This is a genomic window from Acinetobacter sp. YH12039, from assembly GCF_013420015.1.
In the GTDB taxonomy this organism is placed as follows: Bacteria; Pseudomonadota; Gammaproteobacteria; order Pseudomonadales; family Moraxellaceae; genus Acinetobacter; species Acinetobacter amyesii.
Window position 1 is genome coordinate 13,821 of the sequence record NZ_VOZA01000034.1, and the last position, 18,911, is coordinate 32,731.

Genomic DNA, 18,911 nt, shown 5'->3' on the forward strand with positions numbered 1-18,911 from the left:
TGTATGTTAGAAGTTAAAAAGCTAAAAAATGGGAGTTAAGACTCCCATTTTTTATGGATGATTCTTCATTTCATTCAGCATGGCATCACGCAGAATCTTATTCATTCTTGTCTGATAGCCTTTACCTTGGGCCTTTAGCCATTGCATGACATCTGCATCAATACGAACCGTAGTTACTTGTTTAGTCGGCTTGTAAAAGGGATTCTGTACAGCATTTTTCCAGAAACTTTCATCAAGTTCAGGAATGTCTGAAAAATCTATTTCACTTTCTGGTCGCTTATCAAGTGCTTCAAGTCTTGCCTTTTGTTCTTCAGACAAAACAGGAGGATTATTCAAATCCATTTTGTAAGTAACGGTTTTGCTCATACTGTTTCCTCTCTTTTTTCTCTGCCTGTCGTGCTGAGATAATGCGGATCTGATCTATCCCATTATGGTCTTCTACTGTGTGGGCCACCAATAAAACAGCCTGCCCATGTACCATACCTATCGCTTGCCAGCGATATTCACCATTTTCAAAGCGATCCTGTTTATATAAGGCATGAGCATCGTAAAAAACCAATGTCGCATCTTCAAAAGCCACACCATGTTTTTTGAGATTTGTTTCAGCTTTATACTCATCCCATGAAAACTCAATTTTTATAGTTGCATCGCTTTTCGTTAATATAAAAATGTTAATACAAAATTGTAAATTTTGCAAAATTTATCTAATTTTTGTTGGCAAAAACTATCAAAACTGGTTAAAAAGAAACCGACTTGTTTCCAAGTCGGTTTTTTATTGTTTTTCAGGGGGATGAAAAAATTTAACTATATGAAAAACAAGGATATTTAAAAAATATGTTATTCCCAAGTAGAAATGTCCTATATGGACATTTCCAAGTCAAGCACAGGATTTAGATTTCGTTGTTCAATCGCTGTTTTCTGTGCACGTCTGCTTGGCATCTTTTGAGAACGATTACGTTTGTTTTGCTGTTCCAGTTCTTCATGCTGTTGTTGGATATGATTCAGAACAGCACTCAACCGTTTATTCTCAACAATCTCTCGCTGATTCAGCTGACTTAATTTATCGAAGAGGCTGTAATTGATCTTTCGGCTATTATGCATGATGGCTATAGTACCATCCGGGTATTCCAGGAACTCAAGATACTTACCGATCAACCTCTGATTTTCTTCGGTGTTTTCCAAGATATATACGCATTTATCATAAGTAATCGTCAGGCTATTCGTGACTCTGCGGGGTTCACGCCAAATAAAAATATCATCTAACTCTTCGGCTATTTCATTGATAGGCCGATGTAGATTCTTAGGATTAAAAGCCATCTTTGCAAACTTCTGATTGAACTGCTCAATGAAGCAGGGTAGCCAGGCATTCGCTTGCTCAATCGAACAGATGCCTTTCAGGCGCATCTCCTTGATCAGACGGTCCTGAAGGGTTCTGTTGGCCCGTTCTACACGGCCTTTGGCCTGCGGTGAATTGGCGAAGATGATATCGATATTCAGGGTGCTGAGTACACGTCCAAACTGGGTAATCTTGGTGTCTTTCTTGCTGCTTTGATTCACTCTAAAGGCTGAATGTTTGTCGCTGTAAAACGCTAAAGGCTTACCGTGCTGTTCGACATATAAACGTGTTGAAATCATATAGTCAAAAGTTGATTCTGACTCACAGAAGCGTAAATGCTGTAATTTGCCTGTGGCATCATCAATGAACACCAGTAGACAGCATTTAGCAGCGCGTCCTTCAAACCAGTCATGGTGTGAGCCATCAATTTGGATCAGCTCACCAAAGCAATCCCGGTTGTAACGAGGCTGATACGGGCGCTTCAGGCGCTTGGATCGAGGAATCCATAAGTCAGCTGCAATCATCCAGGAACGCAGGGTTTCTACTGAAAGATCGAATCCATGTACGGTGGTGAGCTTTTCATGCACTAAAGTGGGTCCGAAACCATGGAGTTGGTCAGAAACAATATTGAGATACTTAAGTCTGAGTTCTTCAGGAAGTTTAGAATTGCTGATTTGGCCACGACCGGCATGGGCTAATGCAGCGGGACCTTGAGCTTTGTATTTCTGCAGTAAGCGTCTGATCTGACGTTCTGAGATATGAAGTAGCTGAGCAGTCTGGGATTGAGTTATGCGTTGATCGCAGATTTCCTGCAAGACCGACAATCGTTTAAGTTCTTTATCCGACATAGACACCAACATATCAAACCGTCCGCTAAGGAAATTGCAGAAGTGCATATTCTAAAAGCGGACATTTTTACTTTGGAGAAACCGGACATTTCTATTTTGGAGTTACAAGGGCTGTCGTTTCGTATAATCGCCATTATGTTAAATTGAGTGCTTAGCGTTATCTAATCATCTCAATATATTATAAGTCACTCGTGAAAATTTCAGTTGTGTAATACCTTGTAATTTAAGGATATAACTATACAGTTTTAAGGTCTTATTCTAATCAAAATTAAATAGATTCTACGAATAGTTCCTCCAATTATTGACACATCTAACCATCTTTTGATGAATCACTTCATAAGCTAATGGGAAACACTAATCATTGGAAGCACAACAGCTCTTTGAGCTATACCAAACTTCGATATATTCATCGATATCCGACTTCAGCTTGTCAAAAATCATTTCATCAGAAATATAAAAATAAGTACGGCTATTCAATTACATACACTATTCCTTGGGTTTATTTTCAGATTTTTACAAACATTCAATCAACAACTTCTTCTTTTCAAGACTAAATCAACATAAGTCTATGTTTTAAAATAATTAAATAATTTTTTTCAAGCTTACAATCTACAACTAAAGTCGACCTTCTCGATTTTTTGTTGACATGTCTAAAAAATCAAATATATTAATAATGATACGATATGTATCATTATACAAAAATATTTTAAATAGGATGTTTAAAATGATAGGGCTAATCGGAATAGTCTTGTCCCTAATATTGCTGATGTATTTAGCATATAAGGGCTTCAGCGTTATTGTTCTTGCACCAATACTTGCGTTATTTGCAGTTGCATGGAGTGGGCTCAGCAATGAGATACTTGGGTTTTATTCTCAAGTTTTCATGACAGGTTTAGGTGGCTACATCATCAAATATTTCCCACTCTTTTTATTAGGAGCTGTGTTTGGGAAATTAATGGATGACTCAGGTTCAGCTCGAACTATCGCCAATTTTTTTGTAGAAAAATTGGGACATAAAAGAGCGATGCTTTCTATCGTGCTTTCATGTTCGATTCTAACTTACGGTGGTGTTTCGTTATTTGTTGTTGGTTTTGCTGTATTCCCAATTGCATCTGCACTCTTTAAAGAACTTGGGATTCCGAAGCGTCTAATTCCTGCAGCAATCATGTTAGGTGCTCTTACTTTTACCATGACGGCATTACCTGGCACACCTGCTATTCAAAATGCTATTCCAATGCCATTTTTTAATACAGACCTATACGCGTCACCTGGCTTAGGAATACTGGCATCCATTTTTATTCTGGTTACAGGAATGTGGTGGTTAAACAAGCGTATTGCTAAAGCACATTTAAATAATGAAGGTTATGGCAATCACTTTGAATCACACCACCGTGAAAGTGGATTAACATCATCATCTCCAAGTTTACTGATTGCTTTTGCACCAATCCTAGTAGTTATAATTTCCAACCTACTGTTAACTAAATTTATTTTACCTTCTCTGGATACGGCATATCTTTCTACTGACCAATTTGGAAATACTTCATTAAGTTCAGTCATTGGGCTATGGGCGATTATCTGTGCATTAGTCTTAGCTTGCTTAAGCATCATCGTTCTAAATTGGAAGGCCTTTGTTGATATCAAAGATTCAATTCAGCAAGGGGTGTCATCTTCATTCTTACCTATTTTTAATACGGCTTCTGAGGTCGGTTATGGCTCAGTCATCGCTTCATTGGCAGGTTTTATTATTCTGCGTGATTTTCTAATCGGTATTGCGCCAAATAATCCACTAATTTCTGAAGCTATTGTTATCAATGTATTAGCAGGGATTACAGGCTCAGCTTCAGGTGGTCTTAGTATTGCCCTAAATACAATGGGTGAAACCTATAAAAGTTTGGCACTAGAGCATGGGATTTCATTAGAACTCATGCACAGAGTCGCATCAATGGCCTCTGGCGCACTAGACTCACTTCCACACAATGGTGCCGTAATTACTATCATTACCTTATGTGGATTGACTCATAAACAATCTTATTACGACATGTTCATCGTCGCAGTTGTTATACCGCTGATTGCATTAAGTGGTGTCATTACCCTCGGTACAATATTTGGATCATTCTAGAAAATTCAATACCTTAACCTAATATGGTGAATAAAAAATGTCTCATACGATAAACCTTCCTCGAATTATGCAGGTTGGAAAAAATGCTCGAAGCCAGCTTCCTGCAATATTAAATAGCTTAGGCGCAAAAAAGCCTTTGATCATCACTGACACAATGATGGTCACATTAGGTTATATCAACGAAATCCAGAACATACTCAAAACAGCAAATATTGAAAGCGACTATTTTGACGAGACTATTCCTGAGCCAACTTCTGCTTCAATCGAAGCAGGTGTAAATCATATTAGATCTCATCAATATGATTCCATCATTGCTGTAGGTGGCGGAAGCCCAATCGACAGTGCAAAAGCCATTAGTATTTTGGGCATGTTTGGTGGAGAAATTCGTGATTATAAATTTCCTCGACAAGTGAATGAGACTGGATTACCTATTATTGCTGTGCCAACAACAGCAGGTACAGGTTCAGAATGTACTCGATTTACCATCATTACTGATGATAAAACCAGTGAAAAAATGCTGTGCGCAGGGTTAGGTTTTTTACCTGTGGCTGCAATCGTAGACTATGAATTAACGATGTCAATGCCTGCCCGTACAACGGCTGATACTGGAATTGACGCACTCACGCATGCAATTGAAGCTTATGTTAGTAAAAAGGCAAGTCCATATAGTGATTCCCAAGCGATTGCAGCAATGAAGCTCATTGGTCCAAATATACAGACCGTTTTTCACGAACCAAATAATGAATCTGCACGTGAAAAAATGATGCTTGGATCTACATTTGCAGGTATCGCATTTTCCAATGCCTCTGTTGCTTTAGTACATGGTATGAGTCGACCGATTGGAGCTTTTTTCCATGTTCCGCATGGATTATCTAATGCAATGTTACTACCGATGATTACTGAGTTTTCAATACATGGTGCACCAGAACGTTATGCAGACTGTGCTAAAGCAATGGGTGTTGCCCATATGGATGACTCTGACAATGTTGCAAATCAGAAACTTATCCAAGCATTAATCGAAATAAATAGAGACCTCAAAGTTCCAACATTAGCTGAATTTGGAGCTGATAAACAATTTTTCGATGAAATTGTCGAAACAATGGCTGAACAAGCACTCGCATCTGGTTCACCTTCCAATAACCCTGTCGTTCCTACAGTCACCGAAATAGTTTCACTATATAAGCAACTCTGGTAAGGCATATTTAATTCATTTTTCCACATCAAGAGGATAGATCCACATGGAATTAATCGGGCATTTTATTAATGGGACTCTGAATACCCAACATGCAAGAACTCAACCTGTTTACAATCCATCAACAGGTGAACAAAGCAAGGAAGTAGCGCTTGCAACCAAAGCAACAGTTGAAGAAGCAATTGCCGCAGCTGAAGCAGCATTTCCTGAATGGCGAAATACTCCAGTGATTAAACGTGCACGTGTAATGTTTAAATTCAAAGAACTGCTGGAAAAAAATGCTGAAAAAATTTGCCAACTTATTGGTGAAGAACATGGAAAAATCATGCATGACGCTGCTGGCGAATTACAGCGTGGTATCGAAAACGTCGAGTATGCTTGTAGTGCACCTGAATTCTTAAAAGGCGAATTTAGTAAAAATGTTGGCCCATCTATTGATTCTTGGAGCGAATTCCAGCCATTAGGTGTAGTCGCTGGAATTACTCCATTTAACTTTCCAGCGATGGTTCCACTTTGGATGTTCCCTATGGCTATTGTCTGTGGAAATACCTTTATTTTGAAACCTTCTGAGCGTGACCCATCATCTACTTTGTTTATCGCGCAGTTGATGAAAGAAGCTGGATTACCAGATGGCGTACTCAATGTGGTAAATGGTGATAAAGAAGCTGTTGATACTTTACTTTTAGATACTCGTGTACAGGCTGTGAGTTTTGTCGGATCTACAGCGATTGCTGAGTATATTTATAAAACTGCTACAGCATCAGGAAAACGCTGCCAAGCCCTTGGTGGTGCAAAAAATCACGCAATTGTGATGCCTGATGCAGATTTGGATAATGTAGTTAGCTCTTTACTTGGCGCTGCGTTTGGTTCTTCTGGCGAACGCTGTATGGCACTTTCGGTTGCTGTGGCGGTAGGCGATGAAATTGCAGACCAAATGATAACTAAGCTTTCTGAAGCGATGAGTTCACTCAAATATGGTCCTTATTTGGATAAAAATAACGATTTTGGACCACTCATTACAGCTCAACATAAAGCTAAGGTTGTAGGTTATATTAATAGTGCTGAAGAACAAGGTGCGAACATTGTGGTTGATGGTCGCGATGCTGCTCCAGTTGGTTATGAAAATGGTTTCTACGTTGGTGCCACACTCATTGATCAAGTCACTGCTGACATGACCAGTTATAAAGAAGAAATTTTTGGACCTGTATTACAAGTGATTCGTGTAAGTACAATGCAAGAAGCTATGAACCTTATTGATAATCATGAATATGGTAATGGTACTTGTATTTATACACGTGACGGTGAAGCAGCCCGCTATTTCAGTGATAACATTAAAGTTGGTATGGTCGGAGTTAATATTCCGCTTCCTGTACCTGTTGCTTATCATAGTTTTGGTGGTTGGAAACGTTCATTATTTGGTGACTTATATGCGTATGGTCCAGATGGTGCTCGTTTCTATACTCGACGCAAAACCATTACTCAACGTTGGCCAAGTGCGAATGTTAGAGAAGGCGCACAATTTTCTATGCCGACTTTAAACTAAGATTAGCAAACAAGATAAGGGGGAAGCTGTTATAGCTTCCCTTTTTTATGTAGTATCAATCAGATGACTCAGGTCGTTGGCAGCTTGACGCAATAGTGGTTCAAAAGCCAAAAGATCATCTAATGATTTACGTATGGTCGGTGCATGTACATATAAACATGCAACAATCTCTTCTTTTCTAAAGATTGGAACTGAACACGCCACCATACCTGAGATAAATTCTTCGTTATCTGTTCCAATTTGATTTGAATAAATTTGACTTAAATTTTCTTCAAGCAAGATTGGATTTGTAATGGTATTTTTAGTCATTTGTTCAATAGACAGATGTTCCAATATTTTTTTTCTACGTTGATCTGATTGAAAACTCAGTAGTAATTTCCCACTGGATGTACACCATAGTGGCACAGTAGAACCAATCGGTAGATAGACTTGTAAGGGCCAATTGGTCTGGACACGGTCTGTGTATAGCATTTGATTGTTATGCAGTATAGCGATTCCACATGTTTCATTAATTTGCTCTGACAACTTTTGCAAAATCGCTAGTCTTTCTATTTTTAGAGGTTCTTGCTGCCATGCACTCATGAGCAAATCATAGGTTCGCTCGCCTACGATATACCCACCATAGGTATCAACCTTAATGAACTTTTCCTGCTCCAAGGTCTGCAACAGTCGATGGATACTAGGTTTAGGAATATCCAGTTCTACTGAGAGGTCTAAAGGGGTCGGAGGATGTTTGGCTGTTGAAATAGCCTCAATAATATCTAAAACTCGGGTTATTGATGAGCCTTTTCTATTCATTGTAAGTACTCGATAGTCAAAGGTAGTTACCTGTACAAAAAGAATAATATAATTTTTCAAATTATAAGTGATGTATAGGATTCATCCTAATGATTGCTGAATGTTTTTAGCATGTTGGGTTTTACAAATTAAATTAGAGCGGCCTTGTTGAACAAACCTACCGATAAAGTCTTATTCCGCTATATAATTTGCAAATGAATAAGCCTATAAAAGGGCAGCAACAGGTGTGCCAGACTCCGCTTGCTTTAATATGGACATGATCTGGTTGTCAGTAAATTTAGATGTTTTCATGCAGAATCTCCTGCTTGTATCTTAAGAGAAAATTCTACTTTTAGATCCTATTATTTTTAGGGGGGATTACCAAATGATCTACTAATTTTTATAGGCTCATAAATAACTACCCCATAAAATTTAAGCTAAAAATTTAGTAATTTCTTCAGCTGTTGCTTTTGCTGTCCTTGAAACGCCCACTAAAGTTGCTGAACCAGGTCCAGTCCATTCACCATATCCCACTAACCACAGGTTAGGTTGTTTGACTGACCTTGTCCCTGTAACCAGTACCGTATTGTTTTCCTCTACGATCTCAAGTGGTTTTAAATGATCTAGAGCCGCTTTAAACCCAGTACACCAAATCACGGCATCGATCTGTTGAAAAGATCCATCCTCCCAAATCACGCCATCTTGCGTGAATGCTGCAAATGGTCGCTCACTATGCAGCACGCCACGTGCACGTGCATCTTTGACCGAATCAATCATGACAATATCGCCCAGGCCACCAATCGGCTGATCTACAGTACGACCTTCGAGTTGTGCCTTTAAACGCTCCGTAGCACGTAAAAACAAGATACGTCCATCAACATCATCAGCTAGAAATTGAGGAGGGATCGGGGTGATCCAAAGTGTATTGGCCACTTGAGAAACTTCAGCTAGAATTTGTGCGCCAGAATTTCCGCCACCCACAATCATGACGTTCTTATCTTTGAAGGTTTCTGCATTTTGGTAATGCGCGGAATGTAATTGTAGTCCTTTAAAATTCTCCTGACCTGAATAAGATGGGATATAAGGATGACTCCAAGTACCGGTTGCACTCACTACAGCTTTTGCTTTCCATGACTGTTCACCTGCATAGACGTTTAATATGTCTTCCTCAGCCTCAACACGATCAACGTGCACAGGACGGACAACCGGAAAATGATAACGTTGCTCATATTGCTGTATGTATTCAATCACTTCATGACGAGTCGGATAAGTTTGTTCTGTCCCTGGCATCATCCAGCCTGGTAAGGAACTCCAGCTATTCGGTGAAAACAGTCGCAAAGAATCCCAAGCATGTAGCCAGGCACCGCCTGCCTGCGGCTGTTCATCTAAAATGATAAAAGACAGACCATTGCGCTTTAAAAAGTAAGATGTAGCTAATGCTGCTTGCCCCCCACCAATGATGATCACGTCTGTTTCTGTTGTTATTGACATTTTTCTTTCCCATAACTTCATTATTATCAAAAGTATATATCTATCTTGATCATTGTGCCCAATAAAAACCCAATATCAGGATGAACTGATATTGGGCATGGGCAGCACTATCTCTCTATATTAGAGGGTAGATAAAATGAGAGTATTACTTCTACAAATTATCAAGGTACTTTTCAGCATCCAATGCAGCCATACAGCCTGAACCAGCCGAAGTAATGGCTTGACGGTATACGCTATCTGTAACATCACCAGCAGCGAAAACACCCGGTACGGAAGTGGCTGTAGCATTGCCTGCAGTACCGCTTTGTACCTGGATATAGCCATTTCGTAACTCAAGCTGGCCTTCAAACATACTGGTATTTGGTTTATGACCAATTGCAATGAATACACCTTGAACATCAACGTCCTGAATGGAATCATCCTGTGTCGATTTTAAACGTACACGGCTTTGTTGCACAAAGATTTGAAATGCAAAGCGCCCCTAATTGAGCCAAATTTAAGGCGTAACTTGGGTAAGTGGTCGACCTAATTCCGTAAATCTGTTAAGGACTGCTACACGTGCATGGATCTCATTCACTTGGCTAGCAAAACTCCTTGCACTGAGTTTATCTCCTAATAATTTGATGCAATGCATCTTAGTTTCAACCAAACTTCGCCGATGATAGCCTGACCATTTTTTCCATAGTGTCCTGCCTAAACGTTTAATTGTTCGAAGTAATTCATTTCGCTCTAGCGAGCTACTCTTTGTATCTTTCCATGGTTTCGCATTTTTTCTAGGTGGAATCACCGCATGCGCTTGCCGATCTGCAATGACCTGACGGCATTGCTTAGTGTCATAAGCTCCATCGGTATAAACAGAATCAATCCGCTCATCTTGTGGAATCTGATCAAGTAAATCACCAAGCACCTGTGAATCACTGACATTATTGGTTGTAAGCTGAACTGCTCGTATTTGTAGGGTTTTAGCATCTATACCAATATGAAGTTTACGCCATTGGCGACGATATTCAGGTCCATGTTTCTTGCGTTTCCATTCGCCCTCACCTAGAAACTTCAAGCCTGTAGAGGCTATGAGTAGATGCAGCCCATCGCTACTTTTTTGGAAGCGGATTGCAATATCAATATGCTTTTATCTTCTACAAAGCGTACTGTAATCTGGTGCGGTCCAATCTAATCCGCAAAGTTTAATCAGACTTTGCACAAAGCTAGTGACCATACGTAAAGACAGACGGAATAAGGATTTAATCATTAAGCAGCATTGGGCGGCTGCGTCGGAGTAGATTTGATATCGCCCTTGTTTGCATTTTGATGGCGCATACCATTGCGTAGCTGGATCGAACCAAATGGCAATATTTCCGCGATTAATGAGTGCTCGGTTATATGCGAACCAATTGGTTGTGCGGTAGATTTTATGTGTAGGCTTCTTCATTTGAAAATTATATCGCTGAAAAAGCCTTTACAGATAAGTCTGTGCAACAAAGCTCTTATAAAACTGAATTGAGTGGTCTAATTAACGGAACCATATTAACTATATACAGTAATTCCTAAAAAATACTTGATTTCAGGTATTGCAAAGTCAAGTAATGTGTATCTAATAGCACATAACTTTACAAAAACACAAGTTTTGGGGATGTGTGATGAACAAAATTTATAAAATTGTATGGAACAAAGCACTAGGGCAGATGGTTGTGGTGTCTGAACATGCCAAAAGTGCTGCCAAAGGAACAACAGTTGGCACGCATTTATCTCGTCCATTACACAAAACCCAAAACGTATCTGCGTGTCCGCAGTGGTTATTGTGTAGTCTAAGTCTCAGTATGGCTTTAGTTGCCAATGCAACATGGGCTGGGGTTGCCAATACTGCATTACCTACAGGAGCAAATATAACGCAAGGTTCGGCACAAATCAGCCAAAATAATAATAGCCTAAATATCAACCAAAACAGCCAAAACCTCTCTACCAACTGGAACAGCTTTAACATTGGTAAAGATGCCACGGTGAATTTTAACCAGCCAAATCAATCCGCCATTGCGGTAAACCGTGTACTGGACAACAACGCCAGCCAGATTATGGGCAAACTGAATGCCAATGGTCAGGTATTCTTACTCAATCCAAATGGGGTAATTTTCTCTAAAACTGCACAAGTCAATGTCGGTGGAATTGTTGCTTCAACCTTAAACCTATCCGACAGCGATATTGCACAGGGCAAATTCACCCTAAAAAACAGTCTTGAAAATCAGGGCAATGCAGGCAGTGTAGAAAACTACGGTTCGATTATTGCGGGTGGCGGTGTGGTGGCGTTGATTGCGCCAACGGTCAAAAATCACGGCACGATTCAAGCCAATAATGGTGTGGTGCATTTAACCGCAGCCGATCAAGTGACTTTACAGCTGCAAGATGGCAGTTTAGTCGAATATCAGATTGGTTTAGGCACGTTACAGGGTTTGGTGGAAAATGGCGGTGCCATCCAAGCCGATAATGGTGCTGTTTATCTGACCGCCCAAGCCAAAAATAGCCTAAGCCAAGCGGTGGTTAATCATACAGGGATTATCGAAGCCAACCGTTTAAGCAAAAACGCCAAAGGGGAAATTATCCTACTCGGCGATATGCAAACTGGCACAACAACCGTGAGCGGAACGCTTAAAGCTGAAGGCAAAAATGGACAAGATGGCGGTTTTATCGAAACCTCTGCTGCTAATGTACAGATTGCAGGCAGTACAAAAGTCTCGACACTTTCGGATAGTGGCAAAACCGGTGAATGGTTGATTGACCCCTTTAATGTAACGATTTCTAACCAAGCACAAGCTGGCAATAATAATGCAGGCAACACATTCACCCCAAGCCAAAATGACAGCATTATCAATGTAGGTACATTAAACAGTGCTTTAGCGAGTAATAATATTACCGTAACCACCGCAGGGGCAGGCACACAGGCAGGCAATATCAATGTCAATGCCGATGTAACGTGGAATGCCAATACAGCACTGACACTACGTGCGGATAACGACATCAATATCAATGCCAATATCACAGCGACAGGCAATACTGGCAAATTAAACCTACAATATGGGCAAACCACCAGCAATAGCAACGCCAGCTATTATCTAAATAATGGTGCAAAAGTAAATCTAAAAGCAGGGCAGAATTTTAGTACCCAAAAAGGTGCAAATGCACCGATAAATTATACTGTGATTACCGATTTAGGTGCAGCAGGCTCGACCACAGGTACAGATTTACAAGGGATTAATGGCGGCTTAACTGGCAACTATGTATTGGGTGCGGATATAAATGCAGCGACAACATCGGGCTGGAATGCTGGGCAAGGCTTTAGTCCGATAGGTACTTATGGAAATGAATTTAAAGGAAAATTTGATGGTTTAAATCATACCATTTCGAATCTATATATTAACCGACCATCACAGAGTAATATTGGCTTATTTGGTGCTACAGATGCTGCAAGTATTCAAAATGTGGGGATAATGGGTGGTTCGATTACAGGAAATTCTGTTGTCGGTGGCTTGGTGGGGGGAAATTATAACAACGCTACGATTCACTCTAGTTATGCGACTGCCCAAGTGATAGCAAAGTCTTTTGCTGGCGGTCTAACAGGTGCGAACTCAAGTAGTTCTCGTATTGAAAATAGCTATGCCACAGGTGATGTCACGGCACAAGGTATATATAGTCAGGCAGGTGGCTTATCGGGTAATAATTTTGGTAATTCTACGATATTAAATAGCTATGCCACAGGTAAGGTGACAGGTGTTGATATTGCAGGTGGGCTTTTAGGTAATAATGATAGTTCTACAGTAGAAAACAGCTATGCAACAGGTCAAGTGAGTATTAGTATAGGAACTGAGCAAGGTGGGCTAGTCGGTCGGACTGGTGGGACGATTAAGAATAGCTACTATGACAAAACCAGTACAGGTCAAGCCAATGCAGTAGGAGATGGTACAGGTACAGTCACTGCGACAGACATCACTGTTGCCAACCGTTATAGCCGCAATGGCTATAGCAATCTTGGGACATGGTCGCTATTGGCAGGGACAACCAATGTCTATGTTGCCAAACAAGGTGGTGTAGAAAAATGGGTGATGATCGAGGGACAAACCCGACCATTTTTATGGAGTGAATACAGTACCAATGTTAGCAATGCCCATCAGCTCCAACTCATGGCAGTGGATTTAACTAAAAACTATACGCTAAATAATAATATAGATGCGACTGCAACCAAGGGTACAAATGCCAGTGATATGTGGAGTACGCAAGGTTTTAATCCGATTGGTAACGCTATAACACCATTTACAGGGAAATTTGATGGATTAAGTCACACCGTAAATAATTTATATATTAACCGTCCATTACAAAGTTATATTGGTTTATTTGGTTATGCCAGAAATGCCAGTATTAAAAATATTGGTTTACTGAATGCTAATATTCAAGGAAAAGAAAGGGTTGGTACTTTAATTGGTCATGCAGATAATAGTACCAATACCGAAAATGCTTTTAGTACAGGGCAGGTTAAAGGGGATTGGTCAGTTGGTGGTTTAGTTGGGTGGAATATGAATCAATCAAGTATTAGGTCTAGCTATTCCAATGCTCAAGTCACAACGACAAGTGGGTTTGCTGGCGGGCTTGTGGGAGCAAATGAAATGAATGCACGTATCGAAAATAGTTATGCCACAGGAGTAGTGTCTGGTATTATTTATGTTGGTGGTTTATCTGGCGGTAACGATGCTGTGATTGAAAACAGCTATGCGACTGGAATGGTGACAGGTTCAAGTGCGTATTTTGGTGGTTTGGTTGGTGGTGGTAATGGCGGAACAGTCACCAACGGCTATTGGAATAAAGAAACCACAGGGCAAGCAAGCAGTGCAGGCGGTACAGGCTTAACCACTGCACAAATGAAAAATGGAGCAAACTTTGCCTTTATAGATGCAGATAGCTATTTAGGTGGAAAAAATACCGTCTGGCGGATGTATGAGGGCGATACCGCACCATTATTACGTTCATTCTTAACCCAAGCCAATGTTGGTGCAATTGCCGACCAAAGCAAAACCTATAATGGGCAAATACAAACACTGGATTTAAGCAGTGTTAATACCACTGGACTGGATAGTAATAAACTATTTACAGGACAAAGTAGCTCAAAAAATGTTGGTACATATAATATAGGTTTACATTCTAACCAACAGGGTTATGATTTGATTGGTGGTCGTGGGACTTTGGAGATTACCCCGAAAGATGTTTATGTCACAGGATTTACTACTCAAGATAGAGCGTATGATGGCTCAACTGCAATCACAGTCACAGGTACTGCGAATCTTAATTGGAGTCAAACAGTAGGTTCTGATGACATTGTATTTACTTATACAGGTGCAGGAACTGGAACTGGTGCAGTTGCAGATAAAAATGTCGGCAACAATAAAGATGTTACCGTTACGCTCAATGGGACGATGGGTTTAATTGGTGCGGATGCAGGCAATTATAATCTGGTGATGCCGACTTTAAAGGCGAATATTACCCCAGCAATATTAACCTATACTGCCAATGCAGCCAGCCGTAAATATGGAGAAATCAATCCATTATTCACAGGTAGTGTGACAGGTTTTGTCACTGGTGAAGATTTGGCAACTGCCACCACAGGTACAGCAGGCTTTAACAGCACAGCGACGACCACCAGCAATGTTGGAAATTATGCGATAGATGGTAGTGGATTAACTGCTAATCATGGTAATTATGTTTTTGCACAAAATGCAGCGAATACAACAGCTTTAACCATTAATCCAGCGACATTAACCATTACCGCCGATGCAGGACAACATAAAGTCTATGGTGATACCGACCCGACATTAGGTTATGGTGTATCAGGCTGGAAATTATCTGATGATAATAGTTTATTAACAGGTACTTTGGGGCGTGATAGCGGTGAAAATGTAGGTCTTTATACCATGAATAAAGGCACAGTTGCCGCAGGAGGCAACTATACCATTGCCTATGATGCAGCATCGCCGCAATTTGAAATTACCCCAGCGACTTTAACCATTATTGCCGATGCAGGACAACATAAAGTCTATGGCGATGCTGACCCGACATTGGGTTATGCTGTATCAGGCTGGAAATTCTCTGATGATAATAGTTTATTAACAGGTGCTTTGGGGCGTACAGTAGGGAAAAATGTTGGTAATTATGCGATTAATCAAGGAAACCTACTTGCCACAAATAACTATGACATCAGCTATACAGGGGCGGATTTTGCGATTACCCCACGGACTTTAACAGCAACGATTAATGCGCAAAACAAAACCTATGATGGCAATAGTTCAGCGGCAGTAATTTATGGTGATAACCGTGTATCAGGTGATTTTTTAAACATTACAGGCAATCCAGCGACATTTAGCGATAAAAATGCAGCAATAGGTAAAACAGTTACAGCGAATGGCTTAACTTTATCAGGAGCAGATGCAGGGAACTATGTTCTCGCTGCAACTACAGCAACCGATACTGCTGATATTAGTAAAGCCCAAGCAACCGTGATTGCCGATAGTAAAACCACTGTCTATAACGGACAAGACCAAACAGTCAATGGCTTTAGCGTGACAGGCCTGGTGAACGGTGAAGATCAATCGGTACTGACCCATGTCCGTGCAACTGTGACAGCCAAAGAAGTGGGTACTTATGCCAACAAAGCCACAGGAATGGATGGTAACTATGAGCTACGCTTTGTCGATGGTGTACTTGAGATTCAGGCAAGCCCTATCGAACCTAAACCACCAGTGCCGCAGCCTGAACCAGAACAGCCGAAGCCACCAGTGCCGCAGCCTGAACCAGAACAGCCGAAGCCACCAGTACCACAGCCTGAACCAGAACAGCCGAAGCCGCCAGTGCCACAGCCTGAACCAGAACAGCCACCTGTCACGCCGAGCTATTATCCGACTTGGGCGAACCCATACCAGCGTGCAATCCGTACGCAGCCTGTACAACAAAAACCTAAAGCCTTCGATATTGTTGAAATCGAAATAGAAGGTAACGGTATCAACATGGATAATATTCAAACATTGGGGAGCAACTAATCATGCAAATCATGCAAAAAACCGTACTCGCAAGCATGTTGTCTTGTATTAGTCTGAGTGTATGGGCAGATGTTGTTCCTAATGCTGGGCAGTTATTACAACAGCAGCAAATGATACCGTATCAGCCCCAAGCAGCGATTGAGTTAGAGTCAGCGACAACTGTACCACCAGCTTTGGCAAGTGATGAGCAGATACGCGTTGAGAAAATTCAAATTACTGGTAATCAAAGCTTAAGCAGAGAAGTATTGCATGCACTGGTGGTCGATTACGAAGGTAAAACCCTAACTTTAGGCGAACTACAACAACTCGCCATACAGATTACACAGTACTATCAACAGCAGGGTTATCCTTATAGCCGTGCTTATTTGCCTGCCCAAAACTTAAGTCAAGGGGTGGTAACCATTGCTGTATTAGAAGCACGTTATGATGGCATCAGCTATAACAATCAAAGCCGTACTCGAAATGCATTGATCGATGCCACATTGCAACCATTACAAGCAGGTCAAGTCATTACATCACAAGCACTTGAACAACAAATTAAATTACTGAATCGTTTAGATGGTGTACAGAGTCGTAATATTTTAAGTGCAGGACAAAGCACAGGGACGAGTCAGCTGAATGTAGATATCGTACCTACCGCAACAATGACCGGTTATGTTGGTTTAGACAATTACGGCAATGAATATACCCGAGAAGTTCGTTTCAATGCAGGTGCTGCTGTACATAATCCTTTTGGTCTTGGTGATAAGCTCAGTGTAGATGCCATGACATCAGGCAAAATGCATTATGGGCGTGTAGGCTATGAAGCAACAATCAATGGGATGGGGAGTCGGCTAGGGGCAAGTTACTCTGACTTAATTTATGAGCTTGGTAAAGAATACAAAGCCCTCGATGCCGAAGGTAAAGCCCAACAAGCCAGTATTTGGTTAAATCAACCAGTCCTCTTGAGTAATCGTAGTGAAGTGCTACTGAATGCACAATATGATTACAAACAGCTTGAAGATGATATAGGTGTTGCCAATGTTTATCGCCATCGTGATGTGCATGTCGGTCGGTTATCCGTCCAAGCTGCACAGTATGATAACTTTGCAGGAGGTGGCTTAAATCAATTGAATATCTCAAACGACTTTGGTCAAGTGAAATATCAAAATGCTGCAGCAAAAAAAGCGGATCAAGCGACTGCACAAACACAGGGTAGTTTTTATCGTGCTCATCTAAACCTATCACGATTACAAAATCTCGGTCTCCCTGCAACGCAGTTATATACAGGCATTCAAGCACAATATAGTCCTGATAATTTGGATAGCAGTGAACAGTTCAGTATGGGCGGGGCTTATACCGTTGCAGGTTATCAAAACAGCGTCTTAAGCGGCTCAAGTGGCTATTATGCTGTGGCAGAACTCAGACAAGGTCTGTTAAATACAGCGCAGCATCATTTGATGTTGAAGGTTTATGTAGACAGTGCAGAAGTGAAAAAACAAGCCCAGCGTTGGGCTGGTTTAACAGGAGATAATCGAGAGCGAATCAGCAGTGCTGGCTTAGGAATGGATTGGTCGGACAACAAGCGATTCCAAGTCCAAAGCAAGGTTGGTTTTCCGATCGGTGCAACACCGACCAGCATAGATAAAAAACATGATGCAGAAGGTTGGTTAAGTATGATGATGCGGTTCTAAAATAGATCAAAGTAGAGCTTGTCAATTAAACTGTGCAATTCTGATGCATTTGCTCTATTCATATTGACAAGCTCTTTCTATGCACCATTGTATTGGTTTTATAATGATTTGACTATATGGCTTAACGGGCAAAAGTTAGTCCTCTGGGAATCAGCTTTCATATTGCATCCATTAGTATTCTGAATATTTTAAGATTCACTTCATTGGATTCAGCAGGTAATTTACCCAAGCATTTTGAAAGTTTACTGGAAAAGCCAAGAACTACATTTTACCTGAGAGAGGCTTTGTTGCACAAAGCTATTCTTGAGGGCTTCTTTAGCAATATAATTTCCAGATGAAGAAGCCTGCACCTAAAACTTACCGTACAACCAATTGGTCCTCGTATAACCAAGCTTTAATCAAGCGAGGAAATATTTCAATCTGGTTTGATCCTAAGACCCAATGGTATGCACAACCACAAGGCAAGCACGGACGAAATCAAACTTATTCCGATACAGCGATTCAATGCTGTTTAATGATCAAATCTCTATTCCGTCTTTCTTTACGTATGGTCACTGGCTTTGCTCAAAGCCTGATTAAACTCTGTGGCTGAGCAGCCCCGAATATCAGTGATATTCGTACTCCACCCTCTGTAGACGACAAAAGCATATTGATAGTAAGCGTCCGCTGAACACACCTTCTGAATTCATCCTATAAGCCTTAATTTAGTCCCCACTTAGAAACAAGTGGGGACTAAAATTTATGACTACAAATAATCAGACATCCATCGCATCTCTTGCGAAAAAACGAAGAACATACAGTGCTGAATTTAAACAGCAGATCGTTCAGGCTTGTAAAGCACCGGACGTTTCAATTGCTTCAG

General features: G+C 40.8%; 10 protein-coding genes and 4 pseudogenes. 7 read left to right on the plus strand and 7 right to left on the minus strand.

Annotation, left to right across the window (positions count from 1 at the left end):
* Nucleotides 1-51: 51 nt before the first annotated feature.
* From FTT98_RS12925 to FTT98_RS12935, 3 genes are all read right to left on the minus strand, one after another.
* Nucleotides 52-366 (minus strand): BrnA antitoxin family protein, encoded by a 315-nt coding sequence (locus FTT98_RS12925; protein ID WP_180041934.1) that lies wholly within the window; start codon nt 364-366, stop codon nt 52-54.
* A complete protein-coding gene (locus FTT98_RS12930; RefSeq protein ID WP_180041942.1) occupies nt 329-640 on the minus strand; it encodes a BrnT family toxin in 312 nt (103 codons plus the stop codon). The genes FTT98_RS12925 and FTT98_RS12930 overlap by 38 nt, the downstream gene beginning before the upstream one ends.
* A gap of 218 nt (nt 641-858) precedes the next feature.
* Nucleotides 859-2,184, minus strand: a complete 1,326-nt coding sequence (locus tag FTT98_RS12935) for an ISNCY family transposase (RefSeq protein WP_180177440.1) — start codon at nt 2,182-2,184, stop codon at nt 859-861.
* 724 nt (nt 2,185-2,908) lie between these two features.
* Between FTT98_RS12935 and FTT98_RS12940 the strand changes: the two genes are divergently transcribed.
* Genes FTT98_RS12940 through FTT98_RS12950 form a run of 3 tightly spaced genes read left to right on the plus strand, consistent with a single transcriptional unit; the run spans nt 2,909 to nt 7,038 of the window.
* Nucleotides 2,909-4,303, plus strand: a complete 1,395-nt coding sequence (locus FTT98_RS12940) for a GntP family permease (RefSeq protein ID WP_026438090.1) — start codon at nt 2,909-2,911, stop codon at nt 4,301-4,303.
* 37 nt (nt 4,304-4,340) lie between these two features.
* On the plus strand, nt 4,341-5,498 hold the full coding sequence (locus FTT98_RS12945) for an iron-containing alcohol dehydrogenase (RefSeq protein WP_180177441.1): 1,158 nt from the start codon (nt 4,341-4,343) through the stop codon (nt 5,496-5,498).
* Nucleotides 5,499-5,541: 43 nt separating this feature from the next.
* Nucleotides 5,542-7,038, plus strand: coding sequence for a CoA-acylating methylmalonate-semialdehyde dehydrogenase (locus FTT98_RS12950; RefSeq protein WP_019836965.1), 1,497 nt, complete (start codon nt 5,542-5,544; stop codon nt 7,036-7,038).
* Between the two features lie 45 nt (nt 7,039-7,083).
* Here FTT98_RS12950 and FTT98_RS12955 read toward each other — a convergent pair whose 3' ends face one another.
* From FTT98_RS12955 to FTT98_RS12970, 4 genes and pseudogenes are all read right to left on the minus strand, one after another.
* The gene (locus FTT98_RS12955) at nt 7,084-7,836 is read right to left on the minus strand and encodes an IclR family transcriptional regulator (protein ID WP_019836964.1); all 753 of its coding nucleotides are present in this window, start codon (nt 7,834-7,836) and stop codon (nt 7,084-7,086) included.
* Between the two features lie 411 nt (nt 7,837-8,247).
* Nucleotides 8,248-9,306, minus strand: coding sequence for an ArsO family NAD(P)H-dependent flavin-containing monooxygenase (locus FTT98_RS12960; protein ID WP_180042204.1), 1,059 nt, complete (start codon nt 9,304-9,306; stop codon nt 8,248-8,250).
* Between the two features lie 151 nt (nt 9,307-9,457).
* Nucleotides 9,458-9,748, minus strand: a pseudogene (locus FTT98_RS12965) (FAD-dependent oxidoreductase); the annotation flags it as partial.
* 54 nt (nt 9,749-9,802) lie between these two features.
* A pseudogene (locus tag FTT98_RS12970) lies at nt 9,803-10,735 on the minus strand (IS5 family transposase).
* 208 nt (nt 10,736-10,943) lie between these two features.
* Here FTT98_RS12970 and FTT98_RS12975 point away from each other — a divergent pair.
* The 4 genes and pseudogenes from FTT98_RS12975 to FTT98_RS12985 all read left to right on the plus strand — a co-directional run.
* On the plus strand, nt 10,944-16,376 hold the full coding sequence (locus tag FTT98_RS12975) for an MBG domain-containing protein (protein ID WP_180177442.1): 5,433 nt from the start codon (nt 10,944-10,946) through the stop codon (nt 16,374-16,376).
* A 2-nt stretch (nt 16,377-16,378) separates the two neighbouring features.
* A complete protein-coding gene (locus FTT98_RS12980; protein ID WP_180042228.1) occupies nt 16,379-18,049 on the plus strand; it encodes a ShlB/FhaC/HecB family hemolysin secretion/activation protein in 1,671 nt (556 codons plus the stop codon).
* A gap of 125 nt (nt 18,050-18,174) precedes the next feature.
* Nucleotides 18,175-18,329: pseudogene (locus tag FTT98_RS18265) on the plus strand (DDE transposase); the annotation flags it as partial.
* A gap of 54 nt (nt 18,330-18,383) precedes the next feature.
* Nucleotides 18,384-18,703 (plus strand): annotated as a pseudogene (locus FTT98_RS12985) (transposase); the annotation flags it as partial.
* Between the last annotated feature and the right edge of the window lie 208 nt (nt 18,704-18,911).